A 16,965-nucleotide genomic window follows, 5' to 3' on the forward strand; every position below is an offset into this window, starting at 1 on the left:
CACGCCTCCCGCGTCACTTTCCGCCCCCGTCGGGCGACACTGCATCCTAGGCCGACCGCCCGGCCGGTTTCCCCGGGACGCACTGTCCGCTACCCGATCGGTCAGCCCTCCTGGGCACTCCCGGCCCTCACGTCATGCCCCGGTGGCCCACCGTCCACCCGGTCGTCACCCGCGCCGTCCCCCACCGTTGCGCCGTCCCCCACCGTTGCGCCGTCCCCCACCGTTGCGCCGCCCGCCCACGTCTCGTCGGAGGCGGGCCGGCGGGCCGGGCGGGCGGCCTTGCTGCGATTGGCGCCCGACTTCGTCCGGCCGGCGCCACCCGTCTTCGGCTCGCCCGCGGTTGCCTGGGTCAGGTCGGCTCCGTCGGCCGGGTCCGTTCCCGCCGCGGACGCGGGCGCCACGTTCTCGCCGGCCGCCGTCTTCTCGCCGGCCGCGGGCCGGAGGGCGGCGAGCACGGCCTCGGCGGTGCGCTTGCCGATGCCTTGGACCTCGGTGACCTCTTCCACGGTGGCCTGGCCGAGGCGCTTGAGCGACCCGAAGTGGCGCAGCAGCGCCTTGCGCCGGGTCTCACCCAGGCCGGGAATGCTGTCCAGGGCCGAGGCGGTCATCCGCTTCGACCGGCGCTGCCGGTGGAACGTGATCGCGAACCGGTGTGCCTCGTCGCGCACCCGCTGGAGCAGGTAGAGCGCCTCGGACGTACGCGGCAGGATGACCGGGAAGTCGTCGCCCGGCAGCCACACCTCTTCGAGCCGCTTGGCCAGCCCGCACAGCGCCACGTCGGTGATGCCCAGGTCGGACAGGACCGCGGCGACGGCGTTCACCTGTGGCTGGCCGCCGTCGACCACGACCAGCTGGGGCGGGTAGGCGAACCGCCGCGGCTTGCCGGTCAGCGGGTCGATGCCGGGCAGCTCGGTGGTGGCGATCTCGCCGCTCACCGCCCCGCCGCCGTCGTCCACTTCGGACTCCGGTGTGTCCCGGGGCGCGTCGGCGTCGGCCTGTGCCTTGTACCGGGCGAACCGCCGGCGCATCACCTCGCTCATCGCGGCCAGGTCGTCCGTACCACTGCCGTCGGGGTTTCCGCGCACCGCGAAGCGGCGGTATTCGCTCTTGCGGGCCAGCCCGTCCTCGAAGACGACCATGCTGGCGACGACGTCGGTGCCCTGGATCTGGGACACGTCGAAACACTCGATGCGCAGCGGCGCCGACTCCATGCCGAGCGCCTCGGCGATCTCGTCGAGCGCCTTGCTGCGGGTGGTCAGGTCGCCGGCCCGGCGAAGCTTGTGCCGCGCCAGAGACTCGCCGGCGTTGCGGGCCACGGTCTCCATCAGCGACCGCTTGTCACCCCGCTGCGGTACGCGCAACGTGGCCCTGCCGCCGCGCTTGTCGGAGAGCCACTCGTCGAGCGCCGCGGAATCCGACGGCAGCTCCGGGACGAGGATCTCCCTGGGCACGTCGCCGCCCTGCTCCGCACCGTACATCTGGGAGCAGAAGTGATGGACCAGATCGCCCGTGCTCAGATCTTCGACCTTCTCCACCACCCAGCCGCGCTGGCCGCGCACCCGGCCGTCGCGGACGTGGAAGACCTGGACGGCCGCCTCCAGCGGGTCTTCGGCGAACGCCACCACGTCGGCGTCGGTGCCGTCGCCGAACACCACGGTCTGCTTCTCCATCGCCCGGCGCAGCGCCGCGATGTCGTCCCGCAGCCGGGCCGCCCGCTCGAACTCCAGCTCCTCGGAGGCGGCGAGCATGTCACGCTCGAGCCGCTTGACGAAGGTGTCGGTCTTGCCACCCATGAAGTCGCAGAAGTCGAGGACGATCGCGCGGTGTTCGTCGGCGCTGACCGTGCCGACACAGGGCGCCGAGCACTTGCCGATGTAGCCGAGCAGGCAGGGCCGCCCGATCTGCCCCGAGCGCTTGAAGACGCCGGCCGAGCAGGTTCGGGCCGGGAAGACGCGCAGCAGCAGGTCGAGCGTCTCGCGGATGGCCCACGCGTGGGAATAAGGCCCGAAATAGCGGACGCCCTTACGCTTGGCGCCGCGCATCACCTGCAGCCGCGGGTATTCCTCGTTCAAGGTCACGGCCAGGAACGGGTACGACTTGTCGTCCCGGTACTTGACGTTGAAGCGCGGGTCGAACTCCTTGATCCAGGTGTATTCGAGCTGGAGCGCCTCGACCTCACTGGTGACCGTGACCCAGTCGACCGAGCCCGCGGTGGTCACCATCTGCTGCGTACGCGCGTGCAGCGACCAGGTGTCGGCGAAGTAGGAGTTCAGCCGGCTGCGCAGGCTCTTCGCCTTGCCGACATAGATGACCCGGCCCTGGGGATCACGGAAGCGGTAGACACCCGGAGCGTCGGGAATGGTCCCCGGAGCGGGTCGATAGCTGGACGGGTCAGGCACGGGTCCCACAGTAATGCGGACCCCTGACAGAATGGCCCGACCGGAGGTCCGTTGCCGCCGCCACGGCGTCGGGCCTCCGGCCTTGCTCTCGCTGTCTTCGCGGCCCCGGGCGGCCCCCAGGCGACCAGGTCGAGCCGGCCGCCGGCCCTCTCGTCCGGCGCGGCCCTCGTCCCGCCGGGATACCTGGCCGGCACGGTCCGGCCGGCCCCATCACCGGGCCGACGCGGGCGTCGGGCCGTTCCGCGGTCGGCCGGTCAGGCCGCGACGATGTTGTCGCCGTCCACCTTGACCTGGGTCTCCGGCAGCGGCTGGCGCGCCGGCCCGCTCTGCGGCGAACCGTCGGTGATCGAGAACTCGCTCTTGTGGCACGGGCAGAAGATCACCCCGCCGTCGACCTTGCTCACGTCGCAGCCCTGGTGGGTGCACACCTTGCTGAACGCCTTGAAGGTGCCGGCCTGCGGCTGGGTGATCACCAGGTCGCCCTTGATGATGCCGCCGCCCTCCGGCACGTCGGCGACCGCGGCCAGGGCGGCGCCGCCACCCGAGGTGGAGCCGCCACCGTTATTGCCGGCGCCCGGGCTGGCACTGCCGGCCGGCACCGGGTCGGTGGTGTAGCCCGGCTGGTTCTGCCCGGAGCCACTGTTGGTGCCGCAGGCCGCCAGCAGGCAGGCGGCGCCGACGGCGCCGGCCCCCGCGAAGACCGCCCGGCGAGGCGCGCCGGTGCCCCGGTGCTCGCAGGTGGTCTCAGCCTCGGGCCTCGTCTGCACGTCAGTCATCTGTCGGAACCCTCCCAGTACCCGTCTGTCCGCGCACGACGGTCACGCGGCGTTGCCACTGAATACGCTTCTGCCCGTCGAGCGGTTCATAACTTGAAGCTGCAATTATTAGCCCACGAGCCTGAGAATTGTCTTAATTTCCCGCTATCGGCGCTGGATTTGCAGGGATTTCCCAGGTTAGCGAGCGCGACAGACGTCACAACGGCGCCCCCTCACCACCCGTAGCGGATCGAAACCAGGACATCACGCACAGTTGCTTTCGAATCCCCACGCGCGCGCCGCCACCTCCCCCACCCCTGTCATGGGTGGGCCAAACGTAGGCCCGAGGTACGACAACTTCCACCCGTCGTCCACAGGCCGCCAAGCCGAACACCAACACGAGCGGGACCGCCACGCCACGCGCGGGACCGCCACGCCACGCACGAGACCGCCACACCACGCACGAGACCGCCACACCACGCACGAGACCGCCACCCGAGCGGGGCCCGCGCGGGCAGCCCCACGCGAAGCCAGAGATGCCACGGGAGCAAACAAAGCGAGCCCGCGCACACGGCGCGGGCTCGCTGGTGAGACGTCGGCTACGAGGAGGTCTTGGCTCGTGAGCGCGCGGGCGCCTTCTTGGCCGGAGCCTTGGCGGCCGCCGGAGACGCCGACTTGGCCGCCGCCGATGGGGCCGCAGCCGACTTCGCCGCCGCGGGCTTGGCCGCCGCGGCCGACTTGGCGGCCGGCGTCCGGGCCGCGGCCGGCGCCTTGGCCGTGGTGGTCCGGCTGCCGTTCGACGCCTTGGCCGCGACCGCCGCCTTGGCCGGCGCCTTCGCCGGCGCCGAAGTGGCCGACGAAGTGGCCGACGATCTGGCCGCAGCCGCCGTGGCCGTCGGCCGGCCGCCCGCCAGCGCCGCCGCGGCGGTCGACTTGGCCGCGGGGCGGGCGCCGTTGGCCTTGGCCGCCCGGGCCACCGCCTTGGCCGAGCCGGCCGGCTCGCCGGACAGGCCCAGGACCGGCCGCAGGAAGGCGCCCGTGTGGCTCTCGACCACCTCGGCCAGTTCCTCCGGCGTGCCGGCGGCCAGGACCAGGCCGCCCTTGTTGCCGCCCTCGGGGCCCATGTCGATCAGCCAGTCGGCGGTCTTGATCACGTCGAGGTTGTGCTCGATCACGATCACCGTGTTGCCCTTGTCGACCAGGCCGTTGAGGACCATCAGCAGTTTGCGGATGTCTTCGAAGTGCAGGCCGGTGGTCGGCTCGTCGAGCACGTAGACCGTGCGGCCGGTCGAGCGTTTCTGCAGCTCGGACGCCAGCTTGACGCGCTGCGCCTCGCCGCCGGAGAGGGTGGGGGCGGGCTGACCCAGGCGTACGTAGCCGAGACCCACGTCGACCAGGGTCTTGAGGTGGCGGTGGATGGCGGGGATGGCCTCGAAGAAGCCGGACGCCTCCTCGATCGGCATCTCCAGCACCTCGGAGATGGTCTTGCCCTTGTAGTGCACCTCGAGCGTCTCGCGGTTGTAGCGGGCGCCCTTGCAGACCTCGCAGGGGACGTAGACGTCGGGCAGGAAGTTCATCTCGATCTTGATGGTCCCGTCGCCGGCGCAGTTCTCGCAGCGGCCGCCCTTGACGTTGAACGAGAACCGGCCGGGGCCGTACCCGCGGACCTTGGCCTCGGTGGTCTCGGCGAAGAGCTTGCGGACGTTGTCGAAGACGCCGGTGTACGTGGCCGGGTTCGACCGTGGTGTGCGGCCGATCGGCGACTGGTCGACGCCGACCACCTTGTCGACGTGTTCCATGCCGCTGATCCGGGTGTGTCGCCCGGGCACCATGCGCGCGCCGTTGATGGTGTTGGCCAGAACCGTGTAGAGGATGTCGTTGACCAGCGTCGACTTGCCGGAGCCGCTGACCCCGGTGACGGCGATGAACTGCCCGAGCGGGAAGCCGACGGTCAGGTTGCGCAGGTTGTGTTCGCGCGCGCCCTGCACGACCAGCTCGCGCCCGGCCGTCTGGGGACGCCGGTGGCCGGGCAGCGGGATCTTCTTGCGGCCGGACAGGTAGGCACCGGTCGGCGACTGCTTGTTGGCCAGCAGGCCCTTCACCGAGCCGCTGTGCACGATGTTGCCGCCGTGTTCGCCGGCGCCGGGGCCGATGTCGACGATCCAGTCGGCCGTGCGGATGGTGTCTTCGTCGTGTTCGACCACGATCAGGGTGTTGCCGAGGTTCTTCAGCCGGACCAGCGTCTCGATCAGCCGGTGGTTGTCGCGCTGGTGGAGGCCGATGGATGGTTCGTCGAGCACGTAGAGGACGCCGACCAGGCCGGAGCCGATCTGGGTGGCGAGCCGGATCCGTTGGGCCTCGCCGCCGGACAGGGTGCCGGCGCCGCGGTCGAGGGAGAGGTAGTCGAGGCCGACGTCGACCAGGAACCGCAGCCGCGCGTTGATCTCCTTGAGCACCCGCTCGGCGATCATCTTCTGGCGGTCGTCGAGCTCGATGGTCGACAGCAGCTCGGCGCACTCGCCGATGGACAGGTTGCAGACCTCGGCGATGCTCCGGCCGGCGATGGTCACCGCGAGCACCTCGGGCTTGAGCCGCGAGCCGCCGCAGGTCGGGCAGGGCACGTCGCGCATGTAGCCCTCGTACTTGTCCCTCGACCAGTCGCTCTCGGTGTCGGTGTGCCGGCGCTCGATCCACTGGATCACGCCTTCGAAGCCGGTGTAGTAGGACCGCTCACGGCCGTACTTGTTCCGGTAGCGGACGTGGACCTGGTCTTCCGAGCCGTGCAGGATCGTCTTCTGCGCCCTCGACGGCAGCTGCCGCCACGGGGTGTCGACGCTGAACTTCTCCGACTTGCCGAGGGCTTCGAGCAGGCGCAGGAAGTATTCCAGGGTCGAGCCGCCGGACCAGGGCTGGATCGCACCCTCGCGGATGCTCTTCTCCTCGTCCGGGATGATCAGCTCGGGGTCGACCTCTTTCTTGGTGCCCAGGCCGGTGCACTCGGGGCAGGCGCCGTAGGGCGCGTTGAAGGAGAAGACCCGGGGCTCGATGTCCTCGATCGCCAGCGGGTGGTCGTTGGGGCAGGCGAGGTGTTCGGAGAAGCGCCGTTCGCGGGCCGGGTCGTCTTCGGGCAGGTCGACGAAGTCGAGCAGGACGATGCCGCCGGCCAGGCCGAGCGCGGACTCCACCGAGTCGGTCAGCCGCTGTTTGCTGGCCGCCTTGACGCTGAGCCGGTCGACCACCACCTCGATGGTGTGCTTCTCCTGCTTCTTCAGCTTCGGCGGCTCGGTCAGCGGGTGGACCACGCCATCGACGCGCGCTCGCGCGTACCCCTTGGCCTGCAGTTCGCCGAAGAGGTCGACGTATTCGCCCTTGCGGCCGCGGACCACCGGCGCGAGCACCATGAACCGGGTGCCCTCCTCCATGGCGAGGACCCGGTCGACGATCTGTTGCGGGGTCTGCCGGCTGATCCGCTCGCCACACACCGGGCAGTGCGGGACGCCGGTTCGGGCGAAGAGGAGCCGCAGGTAGTCGTACACCTCGGTGATCGTGCCGACGGTCGACCGCGGGTTGCGCGAGGTGGATTTCTGGTCGATCGAGACGGCCGGGGACAGGCCCTCGATGAAGTCGACGTCGGGCTTGTCCATCTGCCCGAGGAACTGCCGCGCGTACGACGACAGCGACTCGACATATCGCCGCTGGCCCTCGGCGAAGATGGTGTCGAACGCGAGGCTCGACTTGCCGGAACCGGACAACCCGGTGAACACGATCAGCGCGTCGCGGGGCAGGTCGAGGTTGACGTCGCGGAGGTTGTGCTCCCGCGCGCCGCGGACGATCAGTCGGTCGGCCATCAGGCAGGCGCTCCGTACATGTGTATGAGAGTCAGCAGAATCGCGGCCACTCTAGCCACGAGGTATGACAAGAACGGGCCGACGCAGTACAGCGTCGTGCACCTGACGCACATTCCCGCAGATCCGGCGGGCCAACCGTCACTCGTTGGAGCGAAGCGGAGGCACCGGGAGATCCCGCACGTCCCAGAGCAGCACCCCGCCGACCTGCTGCGGATCGCGCCCGAGCAGATCGGTCAGCGTGACGCCGAGCGCATCAACGTTACGACTTCCCGGCACCAGCACGACCACCGCGGCCCGCCAATAGGTGAGGTCCGCCACGGCCGCCGAGCGGTCCTCCGGGGTCAACGGCGGAACCTGCCCGTACTCCCGAACCTTCCAGAGCAGCACCGACGTCGGCCGGTGGGGCGCGTTCCAGGAGCCGGTGAGGTTGCCGGGCGGACCGGCCGGCCCCATGAAGTAGCCGCGCGGCACCCGGAAGGCCAGGTTGCTGAGCCCGGCCCAGCGCATCGCCTCCCGTCCCGTGGTGACCTCGGGCAGCGGCACCGGCACCAGGCTGCGGTCGTCGGCGACGTAGTCACGCCACATCCCGTCGGCGATGAACGGCGGCAGCGGCGCGGCCGGGATCGTCGGCAGCGGTTTGGGCAGCACCGGGACCAGCGCCACGGCCAGCCCGATCAGGAACCAGCGCCGCGAGCGGCCGGTCAGGCGTACCCCCCGATCGATGATCAGGGCGAGCAGGACGCCGACGACCGTGGCCGTGACCATCGCGAACCGGGTCACGCTGACCAGGTTGATCACCGGCAGGTGGCTGATCAGCCCGAACGGCAGCGGGATCGTCGTGGTCGTGCCGGAGACCCGCAGGTGGGGGCCCATCGAGACGAGAAGCATGACCAGGCCGGCGATCGCCACCGAGCGGGCGGCGACCGAGCGCCACACCAGGCGCGTCCCGATCACCAGCAGGACCAGCAGCGGCAGGCCGAAGAAGGTGTTCTCCTCGGTTCCGCTGACGCTGAGGACGCCCGCCACGTACGAGTTGCCGGCCAGCGACTGGCGGGCGTACGCGCCCAGCGAGAGCAGATCGGTGACGTACTCGTCGGGGGTGAAGGGCTGGCCCTGGTAGCTGCCCTTCCCGGTGAATTGCCACCACAGGGGGTACGCCAGGAGCACGCCCGAGGTGATCGCGGCGACACCGACTCCCGCGGCGACCCGGCCGGCCACCGCCCTGGCCTCGGAGCGCGCCATCAGGGCGTACGCGATCACGAAGACACCCAGCGTGAGGGCCGCGAAGAGCAGGACCTCCTCGTTGATGAAGACCTGCAGCACGATCAGCAGACCGAGCGTGACGCCGCCGCGCACCGCGCGGCCCGGCTCACGCAGCCGGATCACCTGCCAGACGATGAACGGCACCACGAACTGGCTGACGAAGTTGATGTGCCCGTTGGCGTGCGACACCATCGCCGGGCAGAAGCCGCACCACAGCGCGCCGATCCAGGCCGCCAGCCGGCTGGTCACCAGGTGCCGGGAGAACACCCAGTACCAGGCGGCCGCGGTGCCGGCCAGGCCGAGCGTGAGCAGCAGCACCACCGAGACCGCGGCGCCGAGGAAGTGGGTGATCGGCGCGACCGGCAGGGTCAGGGCCAGGACCGTGGTGTTGGCCATGATGTTGACGCCGTCCGGCACGTTCAGCCGGTCGGAGAAGAACGGGTTGTCCCCGTGGAACAGGACCCGTTCACCGTGCGCCACCACGAAGAGGAAGAAGCCGTGGTCGTCGTCGTTGTGCGACAGCACCCGGCCGCTCGGGTCGGCCCAGAGCCGGATCAGCACCAGGGCGGCCAGCGCCGGGAAGCTCACCCAGGCCCACCACTCGCGGGCGGTTCGAACTGGGCCCGGAGAAAGATCGGCCTGCACCCCGAGGAGTCTAGAGGCGGCGCTTCCGCCGTCCGGCGGCAGCCAGCCGGGCGCTCTCGAGGGCTACCTCTTTGTGCAGTTTGCGCCAGCTGTCGAGGCGGCGCCGGGTCAGCGAGCCGGTGGCGATCGCGTCACGCACCGCACACGCCGGCTCGGCCTCGTGCCGGCAGTCACCGAACCGGCAGAACACCGCCAGCCCCGCGATGTCCGCGAACGCCTGATCCAGCCCCGACTCGGTGTCGAGCAGGCCCACGCCCCGGATGCCCGGTGTGTCGAGCACCGCTCCCCCGCCGGGCACCGGCACCAGGTTGCGGTAGGCGGTCGTATGCCGTCCCTTGCCGTCCGTCCGGATCGTCTGCACCGGCATCACATCGGCCCCGGCCAGCGCGTTCACGATCGTCGACTTGCCCGCGCCGGACCGGCCCAGCAGGGCGAGGGTGCGGCCGGGCGGGACCAGCGCTCGCAGTTTGGCCAGACCTTTGCGCTTGGTCACGCTCACGGCGTGCACGGGTACGCCCGGAGCGATCTCGCCGATCTGCCGGGCGATGGCGGCGGGGTCGCGAGCGGTGTCGGCCTTCGAGAGCAGCAGCACCGGCTCGGCGCCCGACTCCCAGGCCAGCGCCAGCAGCCGTTCGATCCGGGCGCTGTCCGGCGCCGGATGCATCGGTTCGACGACGGCGACGGTGTCCATGTTCGCGGCCAGCACCTGCCCGCCGGCGTCCTTGTCGGCGGTCCGGCGGATCAGGGTGGTCCGCCGGGGCAGAACGGCTTCCACAGTGGTACGCCGGTCGGGCCACAACCGGAGCACCACCCAGTCGCCGGAGCACGGCAGCCGGGCCGGGTCGCCGGCCGCGGTGATCAGGAGCCCGCCGGCCAGCGAGGCGCGGTGCACGCCGTCGGCGGCCAGGACGGTGCAGACGCCACGCTCGGCGCGCAGCACCCGGGCGGGTTGTGAGTCGGTCGCGGGTCGATAGGAGGATGCGAACGTATCGTCCCAGCCGAGCTGGGACAGGTCCTGTTTCATGGAAGCCCTTAGTAAAAGGGAGAGACGGGCGTCAGCCCCAGCTCTCCGGCAGACGGGACGCACCAACGACGCGCAGCACGAGACCCACCCCCTTCCGCGAGCTCCGATCGAGGTCCTGAAACCGACGGTACGTGCGCTCTCACCGGCGGGAAAGCGAATTCCGGTGCGGGCGCTCGGGGCGCGGCGGATAGGGTCTTCATCGTGACCATCGATCCGCTCGTGCTGATGACCGATGTCGAGGCCGCCACGGCGCGCCTCCTGCGTACCGCCGAGGGCCTCGAGCCGTTGGCCGTCTCCCGGCCCTCGGCGTTGCCCGGCTGGACCGTGGGACACGTGCTGACCCATGTGGCCCGCAACGCCGACGCCTACACCAACCTGCTGACCTGGGCCCGGACCGGGGTGGAGACGCCCGCGTACGCGTCGCCGCAGGCCCGCACCGAAGGCATCGAGGGTGGCGCCGAACGGTCCCTCCGCGACCAGGTCGTCGATGTCCGCGAGTCGCACGAGCGCTTCGCCGACGCGGCGGCCACGATGACCGCCGAGGCCTGGACGTTCTTCCTCGAGCCGACCGGCCAGTCGGCGGCCGCGATCCCGTGGGCCCGGCTGCGCGAGGTGGAGGTGCACCACGTCGACCTGGCCGCCGGGTACGGTCCGGACGAGTGGTCCGACGCCTTCGCGCTGCGGCTGCTGAGAGAGATCGTGACCGGGTTCGGCGACGACGGGTTCGCGGCGGTGCTCCGGCCGTACGGCGTCGACCATCCCCTGCTGATCGGCGGCGACCCGGACGCGCCCGTGGTGGGCGGGCCCACCCGCTCGATCGCGGCCTGGCTCTCCGGCCGCGGCGACGGCGCCGACCTGACCGTCTCGCCCGACGGCGAGCTTCCCGTGGTTCCGAGGTGGAAATGATGAGCGACTACACCGGCGACGTCACCTCCGGCGGCGCGCCCGCCGTCCGCGAGCTGCCCGGCCTGACCATCACCAAGCTGTCGGTCGGCCCGATGGACAACAACGCCTACCTGCTGCGGTGCGCGTCCGACGGCAGCCAGGTGCTGATCGACGCGGCCAACGAGGCCGACCGCCTCCTCGACCTGATCGGCCCGGCCGGCCTGACCGCGGTGATCACCACCCACCGCCACGGCGACCACACCGCCGCCCTGGCCGAGGTGGTGCGGGCGACCGGCGCCGAGTCGGTGGCCCACACCGACGACGCGCCCGAGATCCCGGTGGTCACCCGCACGGTGACCGACGGCGAGACGATCGCGGTCGGCGACTGCACCCTGGAGGTGATCCACATCGTGGGCCACACCCCGGGCTCGATCACCCTGGCCTACCGCGACCCGTCCGGCACCGCCCACCTGTGGACCGGCGACTCCCTGTTCCCCGGCGGCGTCGGCAACACCCGCGGCAACAAGAAGAACTTCGCGTCCCTGATCGGCGACGTGGAGTCGAAGCTGTTCGGCCGCTTCCCCGACGACACCTGGTTCTACCCGGGCCACGGCAAGGACTCGACCCTGGGCGCCGAGCGCCCGGCCCTGCCCGAATGGCGCGCTCGCGGCTGGTGAGCCCGGCTCTCATCCGTTCTGGCAGTAGGGAAACATCGTCCACACGTTGGAGAAGCCCTTGCCGAGGTAGCCGTTCGGCGTCACCGGTCGTCGGCCGTGAGGCGGCCGTCGTGGAGGCGGAGGACCCGGTCGCAGCGGTCGGCCACCTGGTGCTCGTGGGTGGCCACCACGATGGTCAGGTCGGGCAGGGCCACCTCGCCCATGATGGCCGCCGCCAGGCGACCGGCCGGCCAGCCGAGGTAGGCCAGGACGGCCAGTTCGCGGCGGCGGTCGCGGACGGCCGCCGCCACCGCGTTGCCCAGGAACAGCACGCAGACCACCAGGACCGGGCCGGACAGCAGCAGGCCCTTGCGGTCGGCGGCCTGCACGATGGCGACCCGAGGTCGGCGCCGTCCCCCAGGGGCGCGCCCTTGGTGCGGATCTGCGACGTGGTCGCCGAGCCGCTGAGCACGATGAACCCGGTGGTCGCGGCCAGGATGCCGGCCAGCATGGCCAGCACACGCCGAGGGCGGCCGCGCAGTTGCGAGACGACGAACCTCAGCACGGGATCACTGTATTTCGACCTTGTGTCCCTTCTCTAGCCAGATGAAGGAACCCCCCTCGGTCCATGTGGAGCGCCGATGCCTGACACCCTCGAGATCGGACTGGTCGCGAGCAACGACCGGTACGACGACGACGATCCACGCTGGCTCACCCAGACCGCCACCCTCGTGCGGGATCTTCGCCGGGACACCGGGGCGGTGGGCGTGCGCCGGACGCCGGTGCCCGGCACGAAGGGCGCGGTCGACCAGCTCATCCTGTCCCTGGGCTCGGCCGGCGTGTTCAGCGTCGCCGTCCAGCTGATCACCACCTGGGTCAAGCGCGACCGCCACCGCTCGGTCGAGCTGACCTTCACCGACGCCGAGGGCAATCCCCGGTCCGTGCGCGTCTCGGCCGAGAACGCCGGGGCCGATGCCCTGGCGCCCCTCATCACAGCGGCAACGGAGCTCGCCAAGGAGCGGTGATGACGTACCGGGCCCTGCTCATCGGCAACAGCGCGTTCGAGTCGGACGCGGGCCTCAATCCGCTGAACGCCCCGACCAAGGACGTCGCCCGGCTGCACCGCGCGCTCGTCGACCCGGCGACCGGCGTCTTCGCCGAGGAGAACGTCCGGCTGGTCATCGAACGCAGCTCGCACGACCTGCTCGACGAGCTCGACACGTTCTTCTCGGCGGCCCACCGCGACGACCTGCTGCTGCTCTACTACAGCGGTCATGGGCTGCTCGACGAGCGCAACCAGCTCTTCCTCTGTGGCCGGAACACCCGGTCGGACAAGCTGCTCCGGACCGCGGTCAGCAACGTGCGGATCAACGAGTTCATCGAGCAGTCGGTGGCCCGCTGCACCGTGATCATCCTGGACTGCTGCAGCAGCGGCATGTTCAAGGGCGGCGACGTCTCGGCGCCGCTCGCCGGCCCCGGCCGCTACGTGGTGTCCAGCACCCGGGGCACGGCGCTGGCCAACGACGCGGCCGTGCCGACCGGTACCAGCCTGTTCACCGAGCATCTGGTCACCGGCCTGCTCGGCGCCGCCGAGGACAGCGACGGCGACGGCTACCTCGACCTGCGCGAGATCTTCGACTACGTCCGCAAGAAGCTGACCGCCACCACGAAACAGATCCCGCACTGCCGCTTCGACGGCGACGCGGCGGTCACCCTGGCCAAACGCCCCGCCGCCCCGGTACCGGCCGCTCCGGCCGTGGCCGCCGCCCGCGCCGGCGATCCGTCGTTCGTCCTGTCCGAGAACGTGATCACGTTGCGCGACGTCGGGTCGGACGAGCGGCTCACCCCGGAAGTGATCGAGATCTACCCGCTCACCGACGCGCCCGTGAACTGCACGGCCGAGACCGCGGACGCCTGGCTGAGCGCCGAGGTGAGCGGCGGTCGCCTGACCATCGGCCTGCGCCCGCGCCCGGGCCCCAACCGCGGCAAGGTCGTGGTGCGAGACCGCGATTCGGGTACGGCCCAGGTGGTCCGGATCCACGTCACCGTCGAGCGATCGAGCCGGCCGGCGCCCACCACGGCCGAGCCGACCGCGACCGTGCCGGACGCGACCGTGCCGCGCACGCCCGTGCCGCCGACCCGTGTTCTGGCCCGGGTCCCGATGCCGCACGCCGTGGCCGATCCTCCTCGCCCGGCGGAATCCGGCGGCGGCCGACGACGGAAGAAGAAGTGGCTCGTGGTGGCCGCCGCGGCCGTCCTCCTGACCGCCGGCGCGCTGGTGCCGCTGTGGTGGGACCGGGAACCGCCGTCGGGCCCGACCACGCCGATCCCGTCGCTGGTCGAGGTGACCGCTTCGGCGACCAGCGCGGCGACCACGGGCGGCACGGCGGCCACCAACGAGGTCAAGGTGCCCCCGGTCGGCACCAAGCACAAGACCACCGATCCGCCCCCGCGGTGCGAAGTGCCCAACGTGATCGGTCAGACGGTGGACACGGCCAGGGACGTGCTGAGCGCGGCCGGGCGCACCGCTCGGATCGAGCAGGTGTTCTCCCCCGCGCCCGAGGGGACGGTGGTCGGCCAGGACCCGCCGGGTGGCACGGAGAACGGGTGCGGTGGGTCGGTGTCGCTCTCGGTGTCGAAGGGGCCGGACACGACCGGATCGACGGATCCCGTCATCTCTCAGGGCCAGTCCTGACGATCAGCCGAGAGCGGGGCGGGGCCCAGAGCGGCAGAACGGGCCCTACGTGGTGGCCGGCGGGGTGGTGTGGATCGTGGGGTCGCCCTGGACGAGCCAGATCTGGGGGTTGTCGATCGGGGTGAAGGAGCGGTCGCCGCCGGGTTCGCGGGTGGTGGGGACGGTGTCGCCGCTCGGGGTGTGGATGATGAAGTTGACCGGCTTGGTGTCGTCGGTCAGCGGGATGTCGAACTCGGCCCAGCCGCCGGCGATCCGGGCCGGCGGCAGCGGCCGGTCCCACGCGACCCGCGCCAGCGTCGCCGGGTCGATGCCGTCGCCCCACAGGTGCAGGCCCCAGCCGTCGTAGTCGCCGGCCGGGCGGTGGTAGCGCAGCGTCGCCACGGTCACCGGCGGCCCGGCGTACCGGACGGTGCGCACCGCGCTGGTCACCCGGGTGCCGTCCGGTTCGGCGAGGATCGCGCGGTAGCGGACCTGGGCGCCGGCCGCCAGGTTGAGCGGCGCGAGGTTGTCGAAGACGGTGTACGCGGGCGACGACGTGTCGCGGCCGATCGTGGTCCACCGGCCGCCGTCGACGCTGCGCTCGAAGCGGACCACGTGGGAGGCCCGTTCGGGGTTGGCGACCGCGCGCACCTCGACCGTGCCACGCACGTTGGCGGCCTCGGCGGGCGCCTCGATGGTGATCGTCGGCGAAGGCACGGCAGCGGAGACCGGGGACGAGGCCCGGGTGTGGCCGGCGTTGTCGAGGACCACCGCGCGGTACTGAAGCTTGGTCGCGGTGGGCAGGGCGGAGACGTCGTGGAAGACGCGGTACGGCGCGGTGTCGTCGGTGCCGATCGGCTTCCAGTCGCCGCGACCCGCCTTGGCGTAGAACGTGACCTCGTTGAACGAGTCGCTCCCGACGTCGGCCGTCACCTGCATGCGCCCGGACACCGGGGTGGGAGCGCCGAGCGACACCGCGGGCGCCCGGCCGGCGGCCGGGATGCGGCCGGCGGATCGGTAGACCACGGTGGACAGCGGCGGCACGGTGACGGTGAGGCGGCGGTCGGCCGCCGACCGGGAACGACCCGACGCGCCGTAGATCGCGGCGAAGTCGCCACGGGCGAGGTAGGTCGGGACGGCGACCGTACGCGGCTGTTCGCTGTTGTTGAGCGCGACCACGTACTCGCGCTGCCGTTGCCGGTCGACGCGGGAGAAGGCGTAGACGCCGGCGTCCTGGTCGGCGTACCGATGCTGGTGGGCGCCGTCGCGCAGCGCCGGGTGCTGCCGGGTGAGCGTGGCCAGGTCGCCGATGGCCCGGTAGAGCGGATGGGTGGCGACGAAGTTGTCCTGCGCGTGGGTGGCGTCCGTGCCCAGCAGGTCGTCGTCGAGGTAGTCGGGCACCCGGCTGGCGAACATGGTCTGCCGCGCGTCCTGGTCGCCGCCGGGACCGGTGAAGCCCTGCTCGTCGCCGTAGTAGACGACCGGGTTGCCGCGGGAGAAGTACATCAGCTCGTGCGCGAGCCGGTCGCGAGCCACCCATTCGGCGTCGCCGGCGCCCGGGTTGTCGGCTCGCACGAAGCCGCCGATCCGGCCCATGTCGTGGTTGCCGAGGAAGGTCGGCAGCTCGTAGACGTTGGAGTCGGCGTCGGTGTACCAGTCGTCGCCGGTGAAGAAGCCGCCGAGCGCCGCCGCCGGCCGCCCGCGCGAGGCGTAGTCGCGCGCCGCCTCCTGGAACGGGAAGTCGAGCACGGCCTGCATCTTGTCGGTGGTGGTGAAGTGTGAGGTGAACGGCCGGCTGGTGTCGAAGACCTCGCCGAACATGAAGAACTCGGTCTTGCCGTGCGCACGGGCGAACCGCAGGATCTCCGGGCCGAACCGCTGCCAGAACTCGTCGTTGACGTGCTTCATGGTGTCGATCCGGAAGCCGTCCACGCCGAAGTCGCTGATCCACGTCTTGTAGATGTCGGTCATGCCGCGCACCACGCGTGGGTGTTCGGTGAACAGGTCGTCGAGGCCGAAGAAGTCGCCGTAGAGCGAGTTCTCGCCGGTGAACGTGGTGTCGCCGCGGTTGTGGTAGAGCGTGACGTCGTTCAGCCAGGCCGGGACCTTGAGGTCGCGCTCGGCCGGGTCGAGCACCGGCGTGTACGGGAACGAGGTCGCCGGGTCGAGCGTCGGGAAATCGCCCGTCCCGGCATAGTCACGATCGTCGAAGACCTTGCCTGCGGCGCTGCGGTACGGCGAGACGTCCTTCGACACGTACGGCTGCCGCGCGCCTTCCTCGTACCCGATGACGTCGGCGGTGTGGTTGGTGATGATGTCGAAGTAGACCTTCATGCCCCGCTGGTGCGCGGCGTCGATCAGCGCCTTGAGGTCGGCGTTGGTGCCCAGGTGCGGGTCGATCTGGGTGAAGTCGGTGATCCAGTAGCCGTGGTACCCGGCCGACGGCCCGTCCTCGAGCTGCACCGCCTTGTTCTTGAAGCTGGGCGTCAGCCAGATCGACGTGGTGCCCAGCCCCTGGATGTAGTCGATGCGCTCGCGCAGCCCGGCCAGGTCACCGCCGTTGTAGAAGCCCTTGCGGGCCGGGTCGAACCCGGACACCAGCGGGTCGTCGCCGAGCCCGCCGCGGTCGTTGGCGGCGCTGCCGTTGGCGAAGCGGTCGGCCATCACGAAGTAGAAGTTCTCGTCGGTGACCGGGGCGCGCAGCCCGTGGCGGCCGGGGAGGCCGGCGTCGGCCTGCGCGGGCGTGGCGATCACCCCGCCCGCGAGCACGGTGGACAGCAGGACGGCCAGACCGCGGCGGATGCGCATGTGGGTTC

Annotated in this window: 9 protein-coding genes and 2 pseudogenes; 4 read left to right on the forward strand and 7 right to left on the reverse strand. The window is 71.2% G+C overall.

The annotated features are described in order from the left end of the window. Window positions 1-440: 440 nt before the first annotated feature. From uvrC to rsgA, 5 genes and pseudogenes are all read right to left on the reverse strand, one after another. Window positions 441-2,399, reverse strand: a pseudogene (gene uvrC / locus AB0M54_RS07330) (excinuclease ABC subunit UvrC); the annotation flags it as partial. A gap of 254 nt (window positions 2,400-2,653) precedes the next feature. Beyond that, window positions 2,654-3,175 carry a Rieske (2Fe-2S) protein gene (locus AB0M54_RS07335; RefSeq protein ID WP_364325182.1) on the reverse strand — a complete coding sequence of 174 codons (522 nt, stop codon included), beginning with the start codon at window positions 3,173-3,175 and terminating at the stop codon, window positions 2,654-2,656. A 923-nt stretch (window positions 3,176-4,098) separates the two neighbouring features. Then, window positions 4,099-7,002: pseudogene (gene uvrA / locus AB0M54_RS07340) on the reverse strand (excinuclease ABC subunit UvrA); the annotation flags it as partial. 138 nt (window positions 7,003-7,140) lie between these two features. Then, window positions 7,141-8,853 carry a hypothetical protein gene (locus AB0M54_RS07345; RefSeq protein WP_364325185.1) on the reverse strand — a complete coding sequence of 571 codons (1,713 nt, stop codon included), beginning with the start codon at window positions 8,851-8,853 and terminating at the stop codon, window positions 7,141-7,143. Between the two features lie 67 nt (window positions 8,854-8,920). Then, window positions 8,921-9,934: a ribosome small subunit-dependent GTPase A gene (rsgA, locus tag AB0M54_RS07350; RefSeq protein ID WP_364469715.1), complete on the reverse strand. Its 1,014-nt coding sequence runs from the start codon at window positions 9,932-9,934 to the stop codon at window positions 8,921-8,923. Between the two features lie 201 nt (window positions 9,935-10,135). Between rsgA and AB0M54_RS07355 the strand changes: the two genes are divergently transcribed. Together AB0M54_RS07355 and AB0M54_RS07360 are read left to right on the forward strand one after the other, a co-directional pair. Further along, window positions 10,136-10,840, forward strand: coding sequence for a maleylpyruvate isomerase family mycothiol-dependent enzyme (locus AB0M54_RS07355; protein WP_364469717.1), 705 nt, complete (start codon window positions 10,136-10,138; stop codon window positions 10,838-10,840). Further along, entirely contained in the window at window positions 10,837-11,496 is a 660-nt protein-coding gene (locus tag AB0M54_RS07360) for an MBL fold metallo-hydrolase (protein ID WP_364470039.1), read from the forward strand. The genes AB0M54_RS07355 and AB0M54_RS07360 overlap by 4 nt, the downstream gene beginning before the upstream one ends. A gap of 80 nt (window positions 11,497-11,576) precedes the next feature. Here the strand turns inward: AB0M54_RS07360 and AB0M54_RS07365 are convergent, their stop codons facing one another. Continuing rightward, a complete protein-coding gene (locus tag AB0M54_RS07365) occupies window positions 11,577-11,864 on the reverse strand; it encodes an FtsX-like permease family protein (RefSeq protein ID WP_364469719.1) in 288 nt (95 codons plus the stop codon). Window positions 11,865-12,116: 252 nt separating this feature from the next. Between AB0M54_RS07365 and AB0M54_RS07370 the strand changes: the two genes are divergently transcribed. Together AB0M54_RS07370 and AB0M54_RS07375 are read left to right on the forward strand one after the other, a co-directional pair. Next, window positions 12,117-12,500: a hypothetical protein gene (locus tag AB0M54_RS07370; protein ID WP_364325199.1), complete on the forward strand. Its 384-nt coding sequence runs from the start codon at window positions 12,117-12,119 to the stop codon at window positions 12,498-12,500. Further along, window positions 12,500-14,170 carry a caspase family protein gene (locus AB0M54_RS07375; RefSeq protein WP_364469721.1) on the forward strand — a complete coding sequence of 557 codons (1,671 nt, stop codon included), beginning with the start codon at window positions 12,500-12,502 and terminating at the stop codon, window positions 14,168-14,170. The genes AB0M54_RS07370 and AB0M54_RS07375 overlap by 1 nt, the downstream gene beginning before the upstream one ends. Before the next feature lie 45 nt (window positions 14,171-14,215). On the opposite strand, the gene AB0M54_RS07380 is transcribed toward AB0M54_RS07375, so the two are convergent. Next, on the reverse strand, window positions 14,216-16,957 hold the full coding sequence (locus AB0M54_RS07380; RefSeq protein WP_364469723.1) for an alpha-amylase family glycosyl hydrolase: 2,742 nt from the start codon (window positions 16,955-16,957) through the stop codon (window positions 14,216-14,218). Window positions 16,958-16,965 lie beyond the last annotated feature (8 nt).

It is taken from the genome of Actinoplanes sp. NPDC051470, from assembly GCF_040682035.1.
Lineage (GTDB): Bacteria > Actinomycetota > Actinomycetes > Mycobacteriales > Micromonosporaceae > Actinoplanes.